This window comes from Roseovarius atlanticus, from assembly GCF_001441615.1.
Lineage (GTDB): Bacteria > Pseudomonadota > Alphaproteobacteria > Rhodobacterales > Rhodobacteraceae > Roseovarius > Roseovarius atlanticus.
This window is the reverse complement of record NZ_LAXJ01000008.1, coordinates 166,741-188,112: the sequence shown is the minus strand read 5'-3', so window position 1 is coordinate 188,112 and position 21,372 is coordinate 166,741. Positions and strand designations below refer to the sequence as shown.

Genomic DNA, 21,372 nt, shown 5'->3' with positions numbered 1-21,372 from the left:
ACACAAAATTGTTCCACTTGGAATGTAGCGATTGTCGCAGGGTGTCAAACCCAACGTCGGGTCTTATGACAGTATTGCGCGAAATTCATTCGAAACTTTCGTCGCAGTCGGTCTTCCTCGGGCAGGATGAACCGCCGCTCGATCACCCAGACGAAAACCGGCACCAGCGGCAGGCTCAGCACCGCGTCCCAGCGCAGGATCAGGCCCGTCAGGATCAGCGCGTCGCCAAGGTAGATCGGGTTGCGGCTGCGCTTGTAGATGCCCGAGGTCACCAGACGCTCTGCCTCCAGATGCGGAATCGGCGTGGTCCGGTGGCGCCTGAGCTCCATCAGCGCCAAGGCCATAAGCACCAGCCCCGCCCCCACCAGCAGACCGCCCGCGAAATCCGCCCATGCCCCGCCAAAGCTCAGCCCCGCCGGGTACCGCGCCGCCTGCACCCAGGCCAGCGCCGCCGCCCCGGCCAGCCACACGGGCGGTATATCGATCCATTTCAACACGCCGGTCTCCTTCGGGGCGGGCCCAAAATTTGCGCAAATTTTGGGTTGGAAAATACGCATTTTCCATCCCGATTTCTGCCGCAGAAATCGCGCCCTTGGCAAGCCGTCCGCCCTGCGGCACAGTCATGCGCATGACACTGACAGGAAAACACGCACTGGTCACCGGCGGCGGCACCGGCATCGGCCTCGCCATCGCCCGCGCTCTGCAAGACGCCGGCGCCGAGGTCACCATCACCGGCCGGCGCGCCGAAATTCTGGAAAAGGCCGCCAGCGCCCACGGCCTGCACCCGCAGACGATGGACGTGCGGGACGAGGCCAGCGTGGTCGAAGGCATCGCCGCCTCTGTTGCCGCACGCGGTCCCATCCAGATCTGCGTGCCCAATGCCGGCATCGCCGAGGGCCGCAGCCTGTCGAAGACCGACACCGATTTCTGGCACCGCACCATGGCCACCAACCTCGACGGTGCGTTCTGGACCATCCGCAGCGCGATGGCCTCGATGAAAACCACCGACTGGGGTCGCGTGGTGGCCATCTCCTCCATCGCGGGGCTCAGGGGCCTCAAGGGCGCCGCCGCCTATTCCGCCTCCAAGCACGGGCTGATCGGCCTCATCCGCGCGCTTTCCGAGGATTACATGGGCAGCCCCTTCACCTTCAACGCGGTCTGCCCCGGTTACGTGGATACCGACATCATCACCCGCAACGTCGATGCGATCTCCGCGCGTGCCGGGGTCGATGCCGACACCGCTCGTTCGATGATGGTCGACGCCAACCGCCACAAGCGCCTGATCGCCCCAGACGAGGTCGCCGCCGCCGTCACATGGCTCTGCGGTCCGGGATCTGACAGCGTCAACGGCCAAACGATCGAGATCGCCGGCGGCCAGGTCTGAGAATGCTGCCCCGCGACGCGTTCATGACCTTCTGCGCCTCGCTCCCCGCCACGACCCACGTGGTGCAATGGGGCAATGCCGACGTGTGGAAGGTCGGCGGCAAGGTCTTTGCCATCGCCGGCTGGAACGACGGACACGACGCCTACACGTTCAAGGCGTCCGACATCGCCTTTGACGTGCTGTCGGATCAGCCCGGCATCCGCCCCGCCCCCTATCTTGCGTCGCGCGGGATGAAGTGGCTGCAAGTACACGCCGATCCGGGCCTTTCCGACGACAGCCTGCGCGATCACATCAAGGCCTCCTACGACACGGTCGTGGCCGGTCTGACCAGAAAAAAACGGGCCGAGCTGGGTCTCTGAACCCCAAACGGCACGCCCGCAAAAAGCCCCAATTCACCTAAAATTTGCCTGAAACCTCCCGTTTTCCGGCCACGGACGCTCTGTATCCATTTCGGAAACAACCAGCGCCAGAGCAGACCATCAAGGCGCCGTGTCACTCGGCAAAAGACCGTGGACCGACAGACAGAAGGCAGGAAAACCATGGCCACCTACACGGTCAATTTCTACAATTACAACCCGGCGGGCAACATACCCACCGGCACGGGCAGCACGTTCACCTGGAACGGCCCCGGCACCACCGCCGGGCGCGCCACCATCACCGACAACGAGACGGGGATCCAGGAATTCACCCTCGACGACGACAGCGCCGGCAACGAGACCGCGACCGCGACCGTCACGCTGGGCAACAACACATCCGTCAACACCACCGTCGATGCCGAGCTGGTCTGGACCCTGCGCGACACCGTCACCGGCCAGACCTTCCAGGTCATCCAGTTTGATGTCGAGAACGGCGCCGCCGCCGGTTTGTATACTCTGTCCGAAATCCCCTTGGTGGCCGGGCGCAGCTACCAGGTGCAGCAATACGACACAAACCCCAACGTCGCAGCCGGCGACCCCGCATTCAGCGCGCTGGACTATACCGACCAGATCGTCGACGGCACCGATGGCGACGACACCATCGACGGCAGCTACACGGGCGACCCGCAGGGCGACGTGGCCGATGGCGGCGACGGCACCGGCGCGGGCCTCAACGCCGATCTGATCCACGCCGGCGCGGGCAATGACAGCGTCGTGGCGGGGCTGGCCAACGATACCGTCTACGGCGGCTCCGGCAATGACACCATCCTCGGGGGCGCAGGCGCCGACCTGATCTATGGCGACAGCGACCCCCGCGAATCCAGCAGCTCGGGCGGCACCAACATCGTGGGCAGCACCTTCAGCGTGTTCCGCCTGGGCAGTGCCGCAGACGTGGACCCGACCGAAACCAACACCGCCAGCGAGAACGCGGCCGCGCTCAGCGCCACTTATGGCAGCAGCGACGACCCGCTCTATCAACAGCTTCTGTCGGCCCAGACTTTCGACAGCAACGGCGACGGCACGCTGCAATCCGACGACAACGGCCAGACGCCCGAGAACATCGTCATCGACGGCGTCACCTACCAGATCGATTCCGGCCTCGTCTACAACGCGACCGTCACGTTCACCGACGGCACCTCGCAGCCCTTCACCGCCGTGGTCATCCAGACCACGACCGGCGAAACCTTCATGCTGCCCGAGCTGACCAACAACGCCGACAACGCGATCCTCACCAGCCAGCCGATCCAGTCAATCACCCTTGGCACGCTCAGCAACGACAGCGCGACCATCGGCGCGAACCGACTCGACGCCGACTATCAGTTGGGCGACGGTGAACCCGGCGACGACAGCATTGACGGCGGCGCCGGCAATGACACGATCTATGCCGAGGGCGGCTCCGACACGGTCACGGGCGGCGACGGGAACGATGTCATCTACGGCGACGACGCACCGACCGTGGGGCAATGGGACTACCAGGTCTACAACTACGATTTCGCGGCCACCAACGGCCAGGCCTTCGACATCGAGTCGGGAACGCTTGTCGGGTCGGGACAGTCGAATGGCTTCAATTCGGCGGCGCTCGTGAACGACGCCCGCGGCACGACCGGCGACGCCAATGACTTCGGCGTGATCTATACCTCACAGTTCCTGGCGTCCCAAGGCGGAACCTACACTTTCTCGACAACCTCGGACGACGGCTCGACCATCCGGCTACTCGATGAAAACGGTGACCCCCTCACCTTTACCAACCAGGGCGGCAGCACTGCCGATTTCATGAACAACGACTTCCACCAAGGCGCGACGACCCGGTCGGGTACAGTCGAGCTGGAAGCCGGCCGCATATACACAATCGAAGTCCGGCATTGGGAAAACGCCGGAGCCGAAGTCATCTCGGGGCAGGTCACGACACCCGGTGGCGTCACCGCGAACCTTGCCGACAGCAGCCAGGTCATTGGACCGCCAGGCGCGTCCGGCGGCGACGACAGCCTCAGCGGCGGTGCAGGCAACGACGCCATCTTCGGCGGGGCGGGCAACGACACGCTGACCGGCGGCACCGGGGCAGACACGCTTCACGGCGGCCTCGGCGATGACGAGATGTACCTGGCCGAGGGCGACACCGCCTATGGCGGCGACGGCGACGACCTCTTCGTTCTGGGCGACCTGGGCGAGGCCGGGTCCAGCACCATCACCATCGTCGGCGGCGAAGGCGACGAGACGAACGGCGACACGCTGCAGCTCACGCCCGATGTCACCTTCGACGACATCACCTTCACCAACACCGATGACGGCGCGGGCGGGCTTTCGGGCAACTTCACGCTGGCCGACGGCACCACGGTGACCTTCTCGGAAATCGAGAACATCATCTGCTTCACCCCCGGCACCCGCATCCTGACGCCCCACGGCGAACGCGCCATCGAAACGCTCAAACCCGGCGACCTCGTCATAACCCGTGACAGCGGCCCCCAGCCCATTCGCTGGATGGGCCACCGCACGGTCGAGGGGCGCGGCAAGTTCGCCCCCATCGCCGTCAACTCCACCGTCATGGACGGCGCACGCCGCCCGCTGCTGGTCTCGCCGCAGCACCGCCTGCTCTTTTCCGGCTACCGCGCCCAGCTTCTCTTCGGCGAAAGCGAGGTTCTGGTGGCCGCCAAGCACCTGGTCGACGGCCGCGATGTGCGCATCGCCGAACGCCGCCTCGTCACCTATTTCCACATGATGCTCGACCGGCACGAAATCGTTTATGCCGAGGGTGCCGCCACCGAAAGCTTCCATGCCGCCGATGTGGGCGTGGGCGCGCTCTCGGATGCCTCGCGCGAGGACATGTTCCGCGTCTTCCCGCACCTGCGCGGCGACCTTGCGGCCTATGGCGACACCGCCCGCCTTTGCCTCAAAGCGCACGAGGCGCGCCTTTTGGTTGAACCTCGTGCCACGCTTGCAATGGTCGCGTGACAACGCATTAAATTTTAAGGGAAGACCTTAGTCTCGCCACATTCCACCCGAATTCCGGCCAAGCCAGACTTCTAATGTCGATCCCAACGTCGGCCAACGAATGAACCGACAAAGTCAAATCGGATCGAGCAGTGTTTATGGTGACCAGGGTCAATAAGTGCCCCGGCTTGGGGCCATCGCGCAACAAAGTGCGCGCGCGGCGGCGACGTGCGCCATGACCACCTACACCGTCACCACCGCCAACTGGAATAACCCCGCCTTCTGGTTCTCGGTATCCGAAGGAACCGGCGGCCATACGCTCGACTTCTCGAGCCTGCCCGCCAACTACACGGTCGACATCGACAAGGCGACGGGCCGGATCGTCCTTACCGACGGCACCACGACCTTCACCGTGGGCGAGGCAGGCTACGGCGGGGCCTCGGATGCCACACTCGGCGGCGGCACCCTGCTCGACTATTTCGAAACGCTGACTTTCGGCGACGGTGCGCACAGCGTGACCGGCGATGCCGATGCCGAAACCCTCACCACCGGCAGCGGCAACGACACGATCTATTATGGCGACGGCGCCGATACCGTGCGCGCGGGCGACGGCGACGACCTCATCGACGACGCCGCGGGCCTCGATTCCTCTCCGACCGGCAGCCTGGTCTTCGCCGAAGGCGGCAACGACACCGCCTATGGCACCGCCGGCGACGATACGCTTCACGGCGGCACCGGAGACGACTTTCTGGGCGGCGACGGCGGCAACGATCATATCTTCGGCGGCGACGGGGCCGACACGATCCTGGGCGGCACCGGCAACGACCGCATTACCTCGGACGATTTCACGCCCACCGGCCCCAACCTGATCGTCAACGGCTCGTTCGAAGATACCACCGGCACGACCCCCGTGACCTTCGGCTTTCAGGGCGTCGGCGGCAGCATACCGGGATGGACGGACGCGTCCGGCCGCACAATCGACCTGCACAATGACGGGCGTGGCGGGCTTGCCGCCACCGACGGCGCCAACTGGCTCGACTTGGAAGGCGACGCAGGTCAGCACCTCGCCATCTCGCAGACCATTCCGGGCCTTCAGCCCGACCAGGTCTACCAGCTCAGCTTCAATGCGGGCGATCTGTCCAACGCCGATGACGGCACCGCGCTCGACAACACCGTCGATGTCTATTGGAACGGCCAACTGGTCGACAGCATCGACCCGCCCGATGGCGGTTGGCAGACCTACACCTACTTCCTCACCGGCGGCGCGGGCGACGGCAGCGGCACGCTGGAATTCCGCGGCGCGGGCGCCGACGATGCCGATGGCGTCTCGCTCGATTCGGTCGAACTTTACGCCACGACCCCCGCACCGGGCGGCGCCGACTCCGTTCTCGGCGGCGCAGGCGACGACACGGTTCTGACAGGCGAGGGCGACGACACCGTCTCGGGCGGCGACGGCGACCTGAGGACGCGCGACGACGATGCCGGCGGCAACGACAGCATCGCACTCGGCGGCGGCAACGACGTCGCCTTTGGCGAGGCCGGCGACGACACGATCACCGGCGGTGCGGGTGCCGACACGATCACCGGCAACACCGGCGCCGACAGCTTGTCGGGCGGCGCAGGCAACGACGACATCCAGGGCGGCCAGGGCAACGACACGCTCGACGGCGGCAGCGGCAGCGACAGTATCATCGGCGACGGGCAGTGGTACGCCATCGCCGACTATGCCTCGGGCTCGGGCGCACCCGCGACCACCCTCACCGTCACCAACGCGGCCGACGGCCCGATCAACCTGGTCTGGATCGACGGCAGCGGCACCCCCATCACCTACGCCACCATCCAGCCCGGCGAAACCTACGTCCAGTCCACCTTCGAAGACCACAACTGGCTGCTCGAGGACGAGGACGGCTATTATCTCGAACTCATCCCCGGCGCGCCGGACCAGACGGTGGTCTACGGCGCCGAGGGCCTGAACGACGTGATCACCGGCGGCGACGGCGACGACACCATTGTGGCGCAATACGGCGACGACACGGTCGATGGCGGCGCAGGCAACGACCTGATCACCGCAGGCACCGGCGCCGACACCATCGAGGGCGGCACCGGCAACGACAGCATCGATATGGGCGCAGGCGACGGCGCGGTCGATACGGTCGTGATGTCCGATGGCGACGGCAACGACACCGTCAGCGGCTTCGAAGGCCCCATCGACAACGGCAACGGCACTTTCACTGGGCAGGACCAGCTGGACCTGTCGGGCATGACCGACGCCGCGGGCAACCAGCTCAACACCCGCGACATCACCGTCGGCGACGACGGTTTCGGCAACGCGCTGCTCAGCTTTCCCAACGGCGACAGTATCACGCTCATCGGTATCGCCCCCGCCGACCTGACGGACGAGGACGCACTGGCGGCCATGGGCGTCCCCGCCCCCGACGATATTGTCGAGGGCACAAGCGGCAACGATTTGATTGACGCCAACTATACTGGCGATCCCGAGGGCGACGCGATAGACGCCGGCGACAACGCCGCCGGCAACGACGACGACGTGGTGTCCGCCGGCGCGGGCGACGACACGATCGACGCAGGCGCCGGGGCCGACCTCATCGACGCAGGCACTGGCGACGACGAAATCCTCGTCGACCAGGGCGACACCGTTCAGGGCGGCGACGGCGACGATACGTTCCGCCTCGCCGATCTCGACACCACCGGCACCGGCAACGCCGCGATTTCCATCACCGGCGGCGAAGGCGACGAAACCAACGGCGACACGCTGATCCTGACGCCCGACGTCTCCTACGGCGACATCACCTTCTCCGACAGCGATCCCGACACCGGCATGTCGGGCAGCTTCACCATGGCCGACGGCACGCCCGTCACCTTTTCCGAGATCGAGAACATCATCTGCTTCACCCCCGGCACGATGATCCTCACCAGCCACGGCGAGCGTCCCATAGAAACCCTTCAGCTGGGCGATATGGTCGTCACCCGCGACCAGGGCCTGCGCCCGATCCGCTGGATCGGCAAGCGCACGGTGCAGGGCCACGGCCGCTTTGCCCCCATCCGCGTCGGCGCCAATGCGCTCGATCCCACGCGAAAGGGCCTGCTGGTCTCACCCCAGCACCGCATCCTCTATACCGGCTACCGCGCCGAGCTTCTTTTCGGCGAGCCCGAGGTGCTGGTCCCCGCCAAGCACCTGGTCGACGGCCGCGAGGTCCTGCGCCAGCCCTGCGACGCGGTTACCTATATCCACCTGATGTTCGACCATCACGAGGTGATCTATGCCGAGGGCATCGCCACCGAAAGCTTTCACGCCGGCGATGTCGGCCTCGGCGCCATCGCAGAGCCCGCGCGAGAGGAACTCTTCGCGCTCTTCCCCGAACTGCGCACCGCGCCGGGCCACCATCTGGAAACCGCCCGCACCTGCCTGAAGAAACACGAGGCCGCACTGCTGGTCGAAGACACCGGCGCCCCGCACTACTGACCCAGCCGGCCCTCGGGCGCTTCTCAGGCGTCCCGCCTCAAGCCGAACGCAGCGCCAGCCCCCGCTCACCCGCCTGCCACGCGCGGGCCGCATCGCCCAGCGCCTCGAACAGGCAGCGGCTGACCGGGTCGTTCGCGGCGTTCCATTCCGGGTGCCACTGCACCGCCAGCGCGAACCCCGGCGCACCGTCGATATACACCGCCTCTGGCGTGCCATCCGGCGCATGGCCGTCGATGACGATCCCCTTGCCGGACCTGACGATCCCCTGCCCGTGCAGCGTGTTGGTCATCACGTTCCGCGACCCCATCAGCCGATGGAAAACGCCGCCCTCGGCAAACGTCACCTCGTGGCGCAGCGCGAACTTCTCCTCCAGCGTGCCGTCGGGCGGCATTCGGTGGTTGTCGCGCCCCGGCAGGTCGCGGATCTCGGGGTGCAGCGTGCCGCCCAGCGCCACGTTCACCTCCTGAAAGCCGCGGCAGATCCCCAGGATCGGCTGCCCCCGCGCAACACAGGCCCGCACCAGCGGCAATGTCAGCGCATCGCGCTCGCGGTCGAACGCACCATGCGCCTCGGTGGGCTCTTCGCCGTATTCCTCGGGGTGGATGTTGGGCCGCCCGCCGGTCAGCACGAACCCGTCGCAGATCTCCAGCAATTCCTCGACGCTCACCAGCGCCGGATCGCTCGCCACCAGCATCGGAATGCAATCCGACACCTCCGACACCGCTTCCGAATTCATCCGCCCCACCGCGTGCACGGGATAGCGGTCGTCAATGGCGTAGCTGTTGCCGATAATGCCGATCACGGGGCGCGTCATGTGTGTCCTTCGTCTGCTGCGGTTACGACTTAAGACTAATATCCCGCACCAATAAGAAAACCTCAACAGGCGCACAAGCGGGACTGCGAATTTGCCGCCCCGTTAACCATTTCCCAAACCCGATCGCATAGTTTCAAGGCGCAGGCGGACGCATCCCGCATCCCGACGCGCCATTTTGCATCCCGGCGCCCGGGGGCCGGGGCATGTCCGCCTGTACCGCCCCCGCGTTTCCACGTTGCCTCCCCTGTCGCATCGCCCTACCCTCCGCCCGACCCCTTCGCAGACGGAGAGACACGCGATGAAAGACGCAGCACCGCAAGCCATCTACCTCGCCGACTACACGCCGCCCGCGCACCTGGTCGATCACGTCTCGCTCACCTTCCGGCTCGATCCTGAAAAAACCCGTGTTCTCAGTAGGATATCCTTCCGCCCCAATCCCGAAGGCCCCGGCGGCCCCCTGCGCCTCGATGGTGAGGATCTGACCCTCATCTCCGCCCGCATCGACGGTGCCGAGGTCACGCCGCAGGTCACGCCGCGCGGCCTGACGATGGAGGTCCCCGATGCCCCCTTCACGTGGGAGGCCGAGGTCGAAATCGCGCCCATAAACAATACCGCCCTCGAAGGTCTTTACATGTCGAACGGCATGTACTGCACCCAGTGCGAGGCCGAGGGCTTTCGCAAGATCACCTACTACCCCGACCGCCCCGACGTCATGGCCACCTTCGACGTCCGCATCGAAAGCGACGAGAAAATCAAGCTCTCCAACGGCAACCCCGGCCAATCGGGCGACGGCTTTGCCGAATGGCACGATCCCTGGCCGAAACCGGCCTATCTATTCGCGCTGGTCGCCGGTGACCTGATCAACCACCCCGACACATTCACCACGAAGTCCGGCAAGGATGTGGAGCTCAACATCTGGGTCCGCCCCGGCGACGAACACAAATGCGCCTTCGGCATGGAAGCGCTCAAGAAGTCCATGAAATGGGACGAAGACGTCTATGGCCGCGAATACGACCTCGACATCTTCAACATCGTCGCGGTCGACGATTTCAACATGGGTGCCATGGAAAACAAGGGGCTGAACATCTTCAACTCCTCCGCCGTCCTAGCCAGCCCCGAAACCTCGACCGACATGAATTTCGAACGGATCGAGGCGATCATCGCCCATGAGTATTTCCACAACTGGACCGGCAACCGCATCACCTGCCGCGACTGGTTCCAGCTCTGCCTCAAGGAGGGCCTCACCGTCTTCCGCGACGCCCAGTTCACCGCCGACATGCGCTCCGAGCCGGTCAAGCGCATCGATGACGTCATCACCCTGCGCGCCCGCCAGTTCCGCGAGGATAACGGGCCTCTCGCCCACCCCGTCCGCCCCGCCAGCTTTGTCGAGATCAACAATTTCTACACCGCCACCGTCTACGAAAAAGGCGCCGAGCTGATCGGGATGCTGAAAACCCTTGTGGGGGATGAGGCCTATTACAAGGCGCTCGACCTCTACTTCGAGCGTCACGACGGCGACGCCGCCACAATCGAGGATTGGCTCAAGGTGTTCGAGGACACCACGGGCCGCGACCTTGCCCAATTCAAACGCTGGTACGAGGACGCCGGCACGCCCCGCGTCGCCGTGTCCGAAGACTACGCGGACGGCACCTACACCCTGACGTTCGAGCAACATACGCCCCCCACCCCGGGACAGGACGACAAGCCGCCCCGCGTCATCCCCATCGCCGTGGGCCTTCTCTCGCCCAACGGCGACGAGGTGCAGCCCACCAAAGTCCTCGAAATGACCGAAGCCAGGCAAAGCTTCACTTTCGACAACCTGTCGTCGAAACCCATCCCCTCCATCCTGCGCGGCTTCTCCGCGCCCGTCATCATCGAGCGCGACACCAGCAACGACGAACGCGCCTTCCTGCTCGCGCACGACACCGACCCGTTCAACAAGTGGGAGGCGGGCCGCGACCTTGCCCGCAACGCCCTTGTCGCCATGATCCGCGACGGCGCCGCCCCCGACGAGGCCTATATCGACGCCGTGCACACCGTGGCCCGCGATGACAGCCTCGATCCGGCCTTCCGCGCCCTCGCCCTCGGCCTGCCCAGCCAGGATGACCTCGCCCAGACCCTGTTCGACACCGGCACCACGCCCGACCCGCAGGCGATCTGGGACGCCATCGAAACCCTACGCCACGCCCGCGCCGAACGGATGCAGGACACCGCCACGCGCCTCTACGCCCAGTTCCAGGTGTCCGAGCCCTACCGGCCCGATGCCGAACAATCCGGCGCCCGGTCGCTGGCCAATGCCGCCCTCAGCCTGATCAACCGGCTGGACGGTGGCGCGCAGGCGCAAAAACAGTTCGACACCGCCGACAACATGACGCAACAGCTTGCCGCCTTTTCCTGCCTGCTTCAGGCCGGCAAGGGCGACGCCGCCACCCGCGCCTTCTACGACCAGTGGCAGAACGACCGCCTCGTGATCGACAAGTGGTTCATGATGCAGGTCGTCCACGCCGCCCCCGAGGATGCGGCGGCCACGGCGGCCCGCCTCACCGAACACCCCGATTTCACGATGAAAAACCCCAACCGCTTCCGCGCCACCCTCGGCGCGCTCACCATGAACGCGGCGGGCTTTCACCACGTCTCGGGCGCGGGCTACGACCGTCTGGCCGACTGGCTGATCCGGCTCGACCCCCTCAACCCGCAAACAACCGCGCGGATGTGTTCGGCGTTCGAGACCTGGCGGCGCTACGACGACACCCGCCAGGGCCTTATCAAGTCCCAACTCGACCGCATCCTGGCGACGCCCAACCTCAGCCCCGACACCACCGAAATGGTAACCCGCATCCGCGGCAGCTAAATTCGGGGTGCATCCCACCCGGCGCGGAATCAAGGCGCGGCAAGCCGCGCCGCCGCGCCATCGCGCCGAAGGCGCGTCACCTGAAATGCGCGCCTCTGGCGCGACGGGCCGCCACCACGGCACGTCGATTGGTCAACGTCAGCGCGCCGTTCAGAGGTTTTGCGGGGCCTCAGAGATAAAGCGCATCCGCTCCGGCGTTGGTTCGACGCACCGCGGCCCGTCAATGGCCCGGCTCGGCATCCGGTCCACCGAACAGTTCCCCCCCAACGCACTTGGATTAGAACCCTTTTCGGCCACACTGCGACTGACAGATCAGGGCCCCCGCAAAATGCCGTTGCGCCGCCATGCGGGGGCCACTTATCTGACCGCAGTTCGAGCCAAGGACCTTTCAGCAATGCACATCATTCTCGGCCTCATCGGCCTCGCCACGGCGGCCTATTTCCTCGTCATCCGCGCCCGCAACGCCGCCCATGTCGCGTCCGACCTCTCCGACATGGCCCGCGACGTGCGCTCCGCCGCCCGCCGTTTCGGCTTCAAGCGCCAGACCAACATCCATCCGGTCGAAACCATCGAGGATCCCAACCTCGCCATCGCCGCCCTCGGCACCGCCTTCGTGGAGATGGACGACCTGCCCACGAAAGAACAGCGCGACGCGCTCAACGCCGCCGTGCGCGACCAGTTGCGGATGTCCGCCACCGACGCCGACGAGTCGCTCATTCTAGGCCACTGGTTCGTCTCCGAATGCCACGGCCCCGAAACCGCCGTGCCGCGCCTCAGCCGCAAGCTCTACAAGCTCGACGGTCAGGCCAGTTTCGAGCCGCTCCTGTCGGTCGTCACCGCCACGGCCCAGGCCAGCAACGGCGATCTTAACGCCAAACAGCGCGAGGCGCTCGACGAGATCCGCCGCGCCTTCCGCATCAAGTGATCGGGGCTATTCGCTGACGGGAATCGGTTGCGGCTCGGCCGCGGCATCCGCCGCCGCCGGCACCTCCTGCGCCTCGGGCGTGTCCGCAGACACCTCCGGCAGGTCCTGCACCACAGGCTCGGTCCCGACTGCCTCCGGTTCGGGCGTGGGCAACGTGCGCACCACGACCAGGTCGTCGGGCCGCAAACGCGGGCGCACGGTGCTCATCGGCTTGCAGTAGGTCTGCCGCCGCGTCCAGGCCATCATGTCCTGCCGCTTGCTGCGGCTGTGCAGCGGGCCCCAGTCGGCGGCCACCCCGCGCATTCCCCGCGACACCACGCCGTCCCGTGTCACCGTCTTGGCCATGATCCGGATGGCACAGCTCAGGTTCGTGGGCCCGTGCTTCAGCTCTCCTCCGCTCCGCGCGCGGCACCCGTAAAGCCTTGCCGTGGATGGCAAAATCTGCGTCAGCCCATACCACTGGCCACCCCCGCCCACGGCGTAGGACCGATAGGTGCTCTCATGTTTGACCAGCGCCGACAAAAACCCCACCCAGAATGCCCGCCGCTGCGCCGGGCTGGCATTGGGATAGGCCGGGCACCACTCCTCGATGTCGCGCGGCACCATGTCGGTCAGGGGCTTGCCGTGATCCTTCAGTGCCGCCAGCGCCGCACGCGTCCACAGGCGCGACCCGCCCACATGCTCCCACCGCGTGCGCGGCACATTGCCGTCGCGCGCGGGCGGCGACACGCGTGTCACCACTCCGTCCCTCAGCACCACGCCGTCCTCCTCGGCCGCGGCAAGTGACTGAAAGCACAGGCATATCACAAGGGCAGCGAACCTGAGCATCGGCGCAGTCTGCCTCACGGCCCGGTCCAAGGCAAGACTATTGCGCCCATGGGCAAATTCCCACTTGTCTCCGTGGAAGTGCCGCTTTTTGGCCGGATTGCCCCGTCACAAAGGTCCCGACATAACGAGCAGGCCGAAGGTATGGCACGACAGCCCCGACATGACCCCACGCGCAGCGGCGCGTCCCGCCCCAATGCCGCCCAGGCGCCGCGCGGCCTGCGCAAGTGGTTCGCCCCGCGCAGCGCCCCCGCCCGCGACGACGCCGCGCCGCGCCGTTCGACCGAGGATATCGATTCGCTGGCCAAGCGCATCATCGTGCCGTCCCTGCCCGTCTCGGACGAGGAAATGGCCCGCGCCACCCACCAGGACCGCGGCCAGAAACTCGCCCGGCAAGAGGCGTGGGATACCCTGTCAGACAAGATCCAGTATGCCGATCACACGCGGCTGGCCACGCCGGGGGGCGAAACCGCCTCGCTGCTGCTGGCCGCCGGCGCGCGCAGCGATATCGTCGCCGCCGCAGAGGACGCCCTGCATGACGGCCAGCACCCACCCGACGACGCCATCGAGGCGCTGGAGGAGGTGCTGGACGAGATGCCGGGCGACTACCCCTCGGCCCTCGTGGTGGCGCTTGCGCATATCGACATCGCCTGGGCCTGGCGCAACATCGCCGCGCGCGATGACCCCGCCGCCGCGGCCCGCGCCATCGCCCGGCATATCGCCAGCGCCGACGCCATACTCGAACCCTACGACGGCACGGCCATCGACGCGCCCTCGATCGCCGCCGCCCGCTGCGCGCTCATTGCCGCCTGTGACAAGCGCGGCCGCCGCGTGGCCGAGGAGTACGAGGCCCTCATCACGCTCGACCCCGACGGACACCGCCATATCCGCGCCCTGGGGCGTCACATCCTGCCGCCCTATGCCGGCGGGGTGAAGGCGCTCGAGGTCGCCGCTCGCCGCGTCGCCGCCCGCACCGAGGACACCTGGGGCGCCGGGGCCTATGCCTGGGCCTATCTCGACGCCCTCGCGCTCGACCCGCGCGCGCTCGACCTGCTAGAGCCGGGATTCTTCATCGAGGGGCTGCGCGACATTCTCGCCCGCAAGGACGATCAGCACATCATCAACCTCTTGGCCGCCTTCTGCGCCATCACCATGGCCCCCGGCGCCGGCGGCCGGGTGCTGCCGCCCCAGGCCGATCGGACCCGGGCCGAGATCCACGACTGCGTCGACTGGATTCTCGAACATCACCTTCAGGAACTGCACCCGCTGATCTGGTCCCAGACCCTGCTGATGCCGGGCCACGCACCGCTTCTGCCCTCGCGCCGCGCGCTTATCGCCAAGGGCCGCCAGACCGCCCTGCGCATCATCGCCGCCCGCTTCGCGGGTCACATCGCCGACGGCTCCTCGCTCGCCTTCTCGCGCCAGGGCATGTACCGCCTGCCCGCGCTTTGACAAGACGCGGGCTGAGCCGCTCGCTGCGCGGAATCTAGGCGCGGCTCTGCCGCGCTGCCGCGCATCGCCGGGCCGCCCCCTGGCCCGGCGATTTGGTTGCCGTGAGCGCCCCGCGCATTTCTTTTCCGAAATTGACCGAGATAAAGTACTTCCGAAAACCCGTTGGATCGCCGCGCCGCGGCCCGTCGACGCGCGTCCAACTCATCAGACGGATGCATTGCCTCCATCCACTTCCCCCTCCGCCTCACCCACCACCACGTGATCCGCGGGAATATTCGGCTGCGGATAATCCGCCTTCGTCCCACGCCGGACAAAGACCGAGGCATGAACCCGCGCGCCCTCGGGAATATGCCGATACTCGAACAGGGGCAGGTAGAACCCCAGGAACGTCTTGCGCCGGCTCAGGCTGTAGCGCGTCTTGTAGAACGGCAGGAATTCCACCAGCTTCCAGATCCCCTTCATCGACACGTTGTGCGGTGCCAGCGGGTCGGGCCCCACGTACCGCCCGTCCGGGTCCTCGCCCAGAACCAGCCGCCGCACCGTCGGTTCCTTGAACCGCACCCCCAAGGGCCGCAACTCGTCGATCATCCATTTCAGCGGAAACTTCGCCAACTGGCTGTGCTTTTCGGGATAGCCGCCGCCCACGTCGCCATGCACGCCGGAAAACCACACCTCGTCCACATCCTGCGGTTCGATCCTGCTCTCGTCGCGGGGCCGGAACGCGCTGCCCCAGTATTCCCCGCCCCCGGGCCAGGGCGTCGGCAGATACATCGTCCGCCGCTCGTCGATTGCCAGCGCGTGGCGTACCGACCGCACCGACGGGTTCTCGGACACATGCGCATGGTTGCGGATGCGCGGCAGCCGCGCGCTCCATTCGATCACCGACCCCACCGTGTCGAACAGGCCCAGCGCCCGGATCGCGGGCCGCCGCGGCCGCAGCATCCGCTCGAACAGCCGCACCTCGGCAAAGGGGTTTCGGTCGGGCTCGCGCGCATCGGTCACGTCGCGCCCCGTCGCCTGCCCGATATTCTTGTAGGCCCGGTAGGCATAGCTCAACAGGTTCAGGTTGCGCGCCTCGATCAGCCCCAGCGCATGGATGAACCCCGCCAGAACCCGCGCCGTATAGGCTCCCCGGCTGAACCCGATGATATAGATGCGGTCCGGCTCCTCGTCCGTGACGTTCTCGCGCTTGCCGTCATCGTAATTCTCGACAAGAAAGCGATAGGCCTCCTTCACATTGGCATCCAGCCCCCAGCCGGTGATCAGCCCCCAGACCTCGACCGCCCTGCGCCAGAACGCCAGCCAGGCATTCTCGGCCCCGAACGTCCCCACCCCGGGGTCGTAGAACACCAGCTGGTCCTCGTCCTTCTTCAGACAGCCGTACAGCCGCAGGATATTGGTCCGGTTGCGGGCAATCTCGTTCGACGTCCCGTCGCACAAAAGGATGATGTTCTTCGGCATGGCAATGAAGTCCCTTGAAATACCGTCCGGCAAAAACCCCGGCACAACCATAAATCAATGCCACCACCCTACCCCTCAACCCCGCCGGTTGCCAAGCCCGCCGCACGAGACGCCCTTGCCCGCGCCCGCGCTCTGGCCTAGAACCGCACCGTCACGTTGAACGGAGCGCGCAGACATGCTGGACCTGACCTATGAGACCCCGAAACCCAAGGTGATCGCCGGGGCGAAACAGGACTGGGAACTCGTCATCGGGATGGAGGTCCACGCGCAGGTCGCCTCGAACGCCAAGCTCTTTTCCGGCGCCTCCACCCGCTTCGGCGCCGAGCCCAATTCCAACGTCGCCTTCGTCGACGCCGCCATGCCGGGGATGCTGCCCGTCATCAATGAATTCTGCGTCGAACAGGCGGTGCGCACGGGGCTGGGGCTGAAGGCGCAGATCAACCTCAAATCCGCCTTCGACCGCAAGAACTACTTCTATCCCGACCTGCCGCAGGGCTACCAGATCTCCCAGCTTTACGAGCCGCTGGTGGGCGAAGGCGAAATCCTCGTGGACATGGAGCCGGGCATCGCGCGGCTGGTGCGGATCGAACGCATCCACATGGAACAGGACGCGGGCAAGTCGATTCACGACATGGACCCCGCCATGTCCTTCGTCGACCTCAACCGCACCGGCGTGTGCCTGATGGAAATCGTCAGCCGCCCGGATATCCGCGGCCCCGAAGAGGCCGCCGCATACGTGGGCAAGCTGCGCCAGATCCTGCGCTATCTCGGGACGTGCGATGGCAACATGCAGAACGGCAACCTGCGCGCCGACGTCAACGTGTCGATCTGCCAGCCGGGGGCGTATGAGAAATACCGCGAGACGGGGGATTTCTCGCATCTCGGCACCCGCTGCGAGATCAAGAACATGAACTCCATGCGCTTCATCCAGATGGCCATCGACTTCGAGGCCCGCCGCCAGATCGCCATCGTCGAGGGTGGCGGCGCCGTCGATCAGGAAACCCGCCTCTACGACCCGGACAAGAACGAAACCCGCTCGATGCGCTCCAAGGAAGAGGCGCATGACTACCGCTATTTCCCCGACCCCGACCTTCTGCCGTTGGAGATCGAGCAAGGCTGGGTCGACGACATCGCCGCGTCCCTGCCCGAACTGCCCGACGAGAAAAAGGCCCGCTTCGTCAAGGATTTCGAACTGTCGGAATATGACGCCAACGTCCTGACTGCCGAGCACGAGAACGCCGCCTTCTTCGAAGAGGCCGCCGCAGGCCGCGACGGCAAGCTGACCGCCAACTGGGTCATCAACGAGCTGTTCGGCCGCCTGAAAAAGGACGACCACGACATCACCGACAGCCCCGTCTCTCCAGCGCAGTTGGGCGGCATCGTCGAACTCATTTCCTCTGACGCCATTTCCGGCAAGATCGCCAAGGACCTGTTCGAGATCGTCTATACCGAAGGCGGCGACCCCGGGAAAATCGTCGAAGAGCGCGGCATGAAACAGGTCACCGACACCGGCGCCATTGAAACGGCCGTCGACCAGATCATCGCCGACAACCCCGCGCAGGTGGAAAAGGCCAAGGTCAATCCCAAGCTCGCGGGCTGGTTCGTGGGCCAGGTGATGAAGGCCACCGGCGGCAAGGCCAACCCCAAAGCCGTCAACGAGATCGTGGCGCAGAAACTCGGGCTGTAAGCGGCCAGAATTTTCGTACGAAAATTCTCAAGCCCAGAAAATTCGCACGAATTTTCTGGGCTCTTGTTCACATCACTGCGCGATGAACTGCTGCGGCTGCTGGCCCTGCTGCATCTGCCCCGGCGGAACGGTCTGGAATCCCGCCGCCTTCCACGCCTCGATCCCGCCGCGATACCACAGCACGTTTGTGTACCCGAGGTTGATCGCCCTGAGCGACGCGTTGTACGACATCCAGCATTCCACCGACAGGCAGTAGAACACCAGCGGCGTGTCCTTCTTGCCCTGCGTCAGCTGGTTCAGGAACTGGCCCATCTGCTGCTGCGTCTGATCCTGGAAATTGCCCGCCTGCGCGGCCCCGACGGCATTGATCGCCCCCGGCAGCATCTCGTTGCTGCCCAGCACGTCAAACAGCGCATAGGGCATCTGCCGCTGCACCATCTCGACCAGCCCCTTGGTGGTGATCAGTTGCCCGCCGGGGATCGAGTTGGGCGTCGCACCATGCATCGCCCCGCTATGCAACTGGTTCGTCGCCGGCACGCCCATGTCGCGCCGCTCCTGCTCGGCCAGCGCATCCAGCTGCGGGTTCCCCGTCGGCTGGGTGGTCGGGGTGTTTGTGGGCTGCGTCTCGGGCAATGTCGGCGGCTGGTCGGGCGGCGTCTGCGTCACCTGCCAAAGCCCCTGAAGTGCTGGCACATTGCCCGCTTGCGTCCAGTCGGCCATGCCATTGGCCCAGACCAGCGTGGTTTGCTGCAACGCGCCGCTCTGCGCCTTGGCCGCCAGCTGGTCCATCGAATAGGGGCCGCCCTGCTGACCGTTTTCCACCATGTAGAACGGCCCCGACTGCGCAGCCGCCGCCAGCGGCAGCACCGCCAGCATCAGCCCGGTCGCGATCATCATTGCCAGTCGTCTCATCATCATTGTCCTCTCAACCAGAAATCCAAGCACATCTAGATCTTGCGCCGCGACACCGTGCCTTGCGCGTCGCGGATGGTATTGTCGTCGATCACGTCGAACTCCGCCGGCGGCACCGCGATGCTCTCCACACTGTCCGCCCCCGCGGGATCGGCGGCCTTCGTCGTCATCACCACCGGCGCGTCATAGGAAATCTCAAAGCGTTCGAGCGCCTTGCGCGTCACCGCATAGCCGCCCTCGGACGACAAGAGAATGGTCCGCGCCACGCCCGCCTCGTCGGTCACGCTGACCTGCCCGGTGAAACCATAGGTGCCATCGGCGCGATACTCGGTCTGCCCGGTGACCACGCCGCGCCCCATTCCGGGGATCTCGGTGGTGATCGGTTCCGAGGTCCATGTGCCCTGCACGAACTGATCGAAATCGCGCTCTTCGGGAATCGGCGGCAGGCTGGGGTTGAAGATCTTCGACACCGCCGGCACCTTGCCAGCCGCCTGCCAGTCCTCCATCCCCTCCGTCCAGATCAGCGTATCGCTCCGCAACCGCCCCATGCGCATCCGCACCTGCAATTCCTCGACGAAATAGGGGCCGACGGGCTTGCCCTTGTGGATCATCATGTATTCCGGGTCGTCCAGCATCTGCGCCCGGCCCGGCCCCGGCACGGCCCAGACCGCCAGCACCAGCCCAAGACCCAAAAGCGCCGCGCCCCGCCCGCGCGCCAACAGCCGGATCATTGCCGCCTCCGCATGACGTATCCCTCGCCGTCGCGCAGGGTGTTGGCGTCCAGCACCTCGTAGGTGGCGGGCTGAAGCTTGGTGATGTTGGGCACACCCGGCACGTTCGGATCGGGGTGCTGCCAGGTCGACATCAGGTCGCCCTCATAGACCACGCGGAACGATTTCGCCCCCAGCGACTGAACCTTGAAGGTGCCGGTCGCCGCCAGGGTGATGGTAAAGTCCATGCCGCTCGCGTGCACCCCCTGGATGCTGCCTTTCATCTCGAACGCCCCGGCCTCGTGAAAGGTCGTCACCGCGTTCGCCGTACCCAGCCCCACGCCCGACACCGGCACCTGCGTCGGGTCCGCCACCCACGCCCCGGTCAGGAACGCCTTGAAATCGGTCGGTGCGTCCGGCACCACGCCGCCCTGTCCCAGTACCTGCGCCAGCTCCGGCACCTGCGCGGCGGGCGTCCACTGCGCCATGCCCGTCGCCCAGATCAGCGTCTGACCTGTCAGCTGACCGGCCCGCGCCCGGCCCTCCAGCTCGGCCAGCGTATAGGGCCCCGCCTGTGCACCGTTCTCGACCACGTAGAACCGCGCACCGTCCTCCGCCCGCGCGCCCAGCGACAGCACCAGCGCCGCGACAAGTGTCAAGATCCATGGCCGCATGTTTGAAGTCCCCCGAGGTCCAAAAGCGGGGCCCGGCCCCTGCGCCGTCCCTCACCCGCCGACCATCGCGCCCCCGCCCTGCACTTGCATCACCCAAATGGGTGACGCCGCACCCGCGCTTGTGCGTCTAGTCTGGCCTCACCCGCCGACCGCCAGGAAATCCGCCATGCGCCTTCTCTCTCTCCGACTGCTCGCGGCGCTGCTGCTGGCCACGCCAGCGCTGGCCGACACCGACAGCCCGCTTGCCAGGCACCTCGGCGATTTCGCCGCCGATGTGAAACCGGGCAAGATGCACGGCTACATCATCGCCGAACGCGGCGGCTGGGTCACCTTCGTCAGGTCAGGCCCCCCAGGCGCCACCTTCTATACCCAGGCAGACTACACCGACCAGGACCCGGCCAGCCTCACGATTTCGGCCATGCTCTTCACCGGCGGCAACCGCGAGGGCCACGGCTATATCGGCCTTGCCTACAAAATGATCGACGAAAACAACCTGGGCGCCGTCATGATCGGCAGCGACGGGCGCGCGCACCATTACCGAATAGACGACAAGCTGCAGCGTCACGAGTGGATCGAGGACAGTCATCCGCGCCTTGACGGCACCGACCGTCTGAAACTGTACGTCACCCGCGACACTGCCACCGCCTGGCTGAACGAGCGCCAGATTTTCACCACCAGCTTCAGCACCGATGAGCCCTGGAAGGTGGGCTTCCTCGTAGCCGGCAGCGGTGTTTCCGGCCTGACCGGGGTCACGGTCGTGCCTTGAGCCTGAGGTGCACACCCCGCCTTACCCAATTGGGTGAAGCCGCCGGACCGTCTTTTCGCCTTTACTGAACCCAAACCGCACGC

General features: G+C 66.1%; 16 protein-coding genes. 9 read left to right on the top strand and 7 right to left on the bottom strand.

All coding sequences use genetic code 11. The features are described from left to right. Nucleotides 1-44 precede the first annotated feature (44 nt). The gene (locus XM53_RS09750) at nt 45-494 is read right to left on the bottom strand and encodes a methyltransferase family protein (RefSeq protein ID WP_236544465.1); all 450 of its coding nucleotides are present in this window, start codon (nt 492-494) and stop codon (nt 45-47) included. A 134-nt stretch (nt 495-628) separates the two neighbouring features. Here XM53_RS09750 and XM53_RS09745 point away from each other — a divergent pair, with 134 nt between their 5' ends. The 4 genes from XM53_RS09745 to XM53_RS23430 all read left to right on the top strand — a co-directional run bounded on the left by XM53_RS09745 (nt 629) and on the right by XM53_RS23430 (nt 8,212). After that, complete coding sequence (locus XM53_RS09745) at nt 629-1,384, top strand: SDR family NAD(P)-dependent oxidoreductase (protein ID WP_057792936.1); 756 nt, start codon at nt 629-631, stop codon at nt 1,382-1,384. A gap of 5 nt (nt 1,385-1,389) precedes the next feature. Beyond that, the gene (locus tag XM53_RS09740; protein WP_082630909.1) at nt 1,390-1,743 is read left to right on the top strand and encodes an MmcQ/YjbR family DNA-binding protein; all 354 of its coding nucleotides are present in this window, start codon (nt 1,390-1,392) and stop codon (nt 1,741-1,743) included. 180 nt (nt 1,744-1,923) lie between these two features. Further along, a complete protein-coding gene (locus XM53_RS24000; protein WP_144435502.1) occupies nt 1,924-4,749 on the top strand; it encodes a Hint domain-containing protein in 2,826 nt (941 codons plus the stop codon). Between the two features lie 214 nt (nt 4,750-4,963). Continuing rightward, nucleotides 4,964-8,212, top strand: coding sequence for a Hint domain-containing protein (locus XM53_RS23430; RefSeq protein WP_160321386.1), 3,249 nt, complete (start codon nt 4,964-4,966; stop codon nt 8,210-8,212). 37 nt (nt 8,213-8,249) lie between these two features. Here XM53_RS23430 and XM53_RS09725 read toward each other — a convergent pair whose 3' ends face one another. After that, nucleotides 8,250-9,026, bottom strand: coding sequence for a gamma-glutamyl-gamma-aminobutyrate hydrolase family protein (locus XM53_RS09725; protein WP_057792750.1), 777 nt, complete (start codon nt 9,024-9,026; stop codon nt 8,250-8,252). A 298-nt stretch (nt 9,027-9,324) separates the two neighbouring features. Here XM53_RS09725 and pepN point away from each other — a divergent pair, with 298 nt between their 5' ends. Next, nucleotides 9,325-11,877 carry an aminopeptidase N gene (pepN, locus tag XM53_RS09720; protein ID WP_057792748.1) on the top strand — a complete coding sequence of 851 codons (2,553 nt, stop codon included), beginning with the start codon at nt 9,325-9,327 and terminating at the stop codon, nt 11,875-11,877. 394 nt (nt 11,878-12,271) lie between these two features. Further along, complete coding sequence (locus tag XM53_RS09715) at nt 12,272-12,802, top strand: hypothetical protein (protein WP_057792746.1); 531 nt, start codon at nt 12,272-12,274, stop codon at nt 12,800-12,802. Nucleotides 12,803-12,808: 6 nt separating this feature from the next. Here the strand turns inward: XM53_RS09715 and XM53_RS09710 are convergent, their stop codons facing one another. Then, nucleotides 12,809-13,558 carry a transglycosylase SLT domain-containing protein gene (locus XM53_RS09710; RefSeq protein ID WP_236544457.1) on the bottom strand — a complete coding sequence of 250 codons (750 nt, stop codon included), beginning with the start codon at nt 13,556-13,558 and terminating at the stop codon, nt 12,809-12,811. A gap of 213 nt (nt 13,559-13,771) precedes the next feature. Between XM53_RS09710 and XM53_RS09705 the strand changes: the two genes are divergently transcribed. Continuing rightward, the gene (locus XM53_RS09705) at nt 13,772-15,079 is read left to right on the top strand and encodes a hypothetical protein (RefSeq protein WP_057792744.1); all 1,308 of its coding nucleotides are present in this window, start codon (nt 13,772-13,774) and stop codon (nt 15,077-15,079) included. 204 nt (nt 15,080-15,283) lie between these two features. Here the strand turns inward: XM53_RS09705 and XM53_RS09700 are convergent, their stop codons facing one another. Continuing rightward, nucleotides 15,284-16,540: a T6SS phospholipase effector Tle1-like catalytic domain-containing protein gene (locus tag XM53_RS09700; protein ID WP_057792742.1), complete on the bottom strand. Its 1,257-nt coding sequence runs from the start codon at nt 16,538-16,540 to the stop codon at nt 15,284-15,286. Nucleotides 16,541-16,715: 175 nt separating this feature from the next. On the opposite strand from XM53_RS09700, the gene gatB reads away from it, so the two are divergent. Next, a complete protein-coding gene (gene gatB / locus XM53_RS09695) occupies nt 16,716-18,227 on the top strand; it encodes an Asp-tRNA(Asn)/Glu-tRNA(Gln) amidotransferase subunit GatB (RefSeq protein WP_057792740.1) in 1,512 nt (503 codons plus the stop codon). 72 nt (nt 18,228-18,299) lie between these two features. On the opposite strand, the gene XM53_RS09690 is transcribed toward gatB, so the two are convergent. From XM53_RS09690 to XM53_RS09680, 3 genes are read right to left on the bottom strand one after another with little or no spacing between them, the layout of a single operon-like run. Next, nucleotides 18,300-19,139: a GYF domain-containing protein gene (locus tag XM53_RS09690; protein ID WP_160321385.1), complete on the bottom strand. Its 840-nt coding sequence runs from the start codon at nt 19,137-19,139 to the stop codon at nt 18,300-18,302. A 35-nt stretch (nt 19,140-19,174) separates the two neighbouring features. After that, nucleotides 19,175-19,870, bottom strand: a complete 696-nt coding sequence (locus tag XM53_RS09685) for a DUF4339 domain-containing protein (RefSeq protein WP_057792736.1) — start codon at nt 19,868-19,870, stop codon at nt 19,175-19,177. Continuing rightward, the gene (locus XM53_RS09680; RefSeq protein WP_057792734.1) at nt 19,867-20,523 is read right to left on the bottom strand and encodes a DUF4339 domain-containing protein; all 657 of its coding nucleotides are present in this window, start codon (nt 20,521-20,523) and stop codon (nt 19,867-19,869) included. The genes XM53_RS09685 and XM53_RS09680 overlap by 4 nt, the downstream gene beginning before the upstream one ends. Nucleotides 20,524-20,689: 166 nt before the next feature. Between XM53_RS09680 and XM53_RS09675 the strand changes: the two genes are divergently transcribed. Continuing rightward, entirely contained in the window at nt 20,690-21,289 is a 600-nt protein-coding gene (locus XM53_RS09675; protein ID WP_057792732.1) for a hypothetical protein, read from the top strand. The last annotated feature ends 83 nt before the right edge of the window (nt 21,290-21,372 follow it).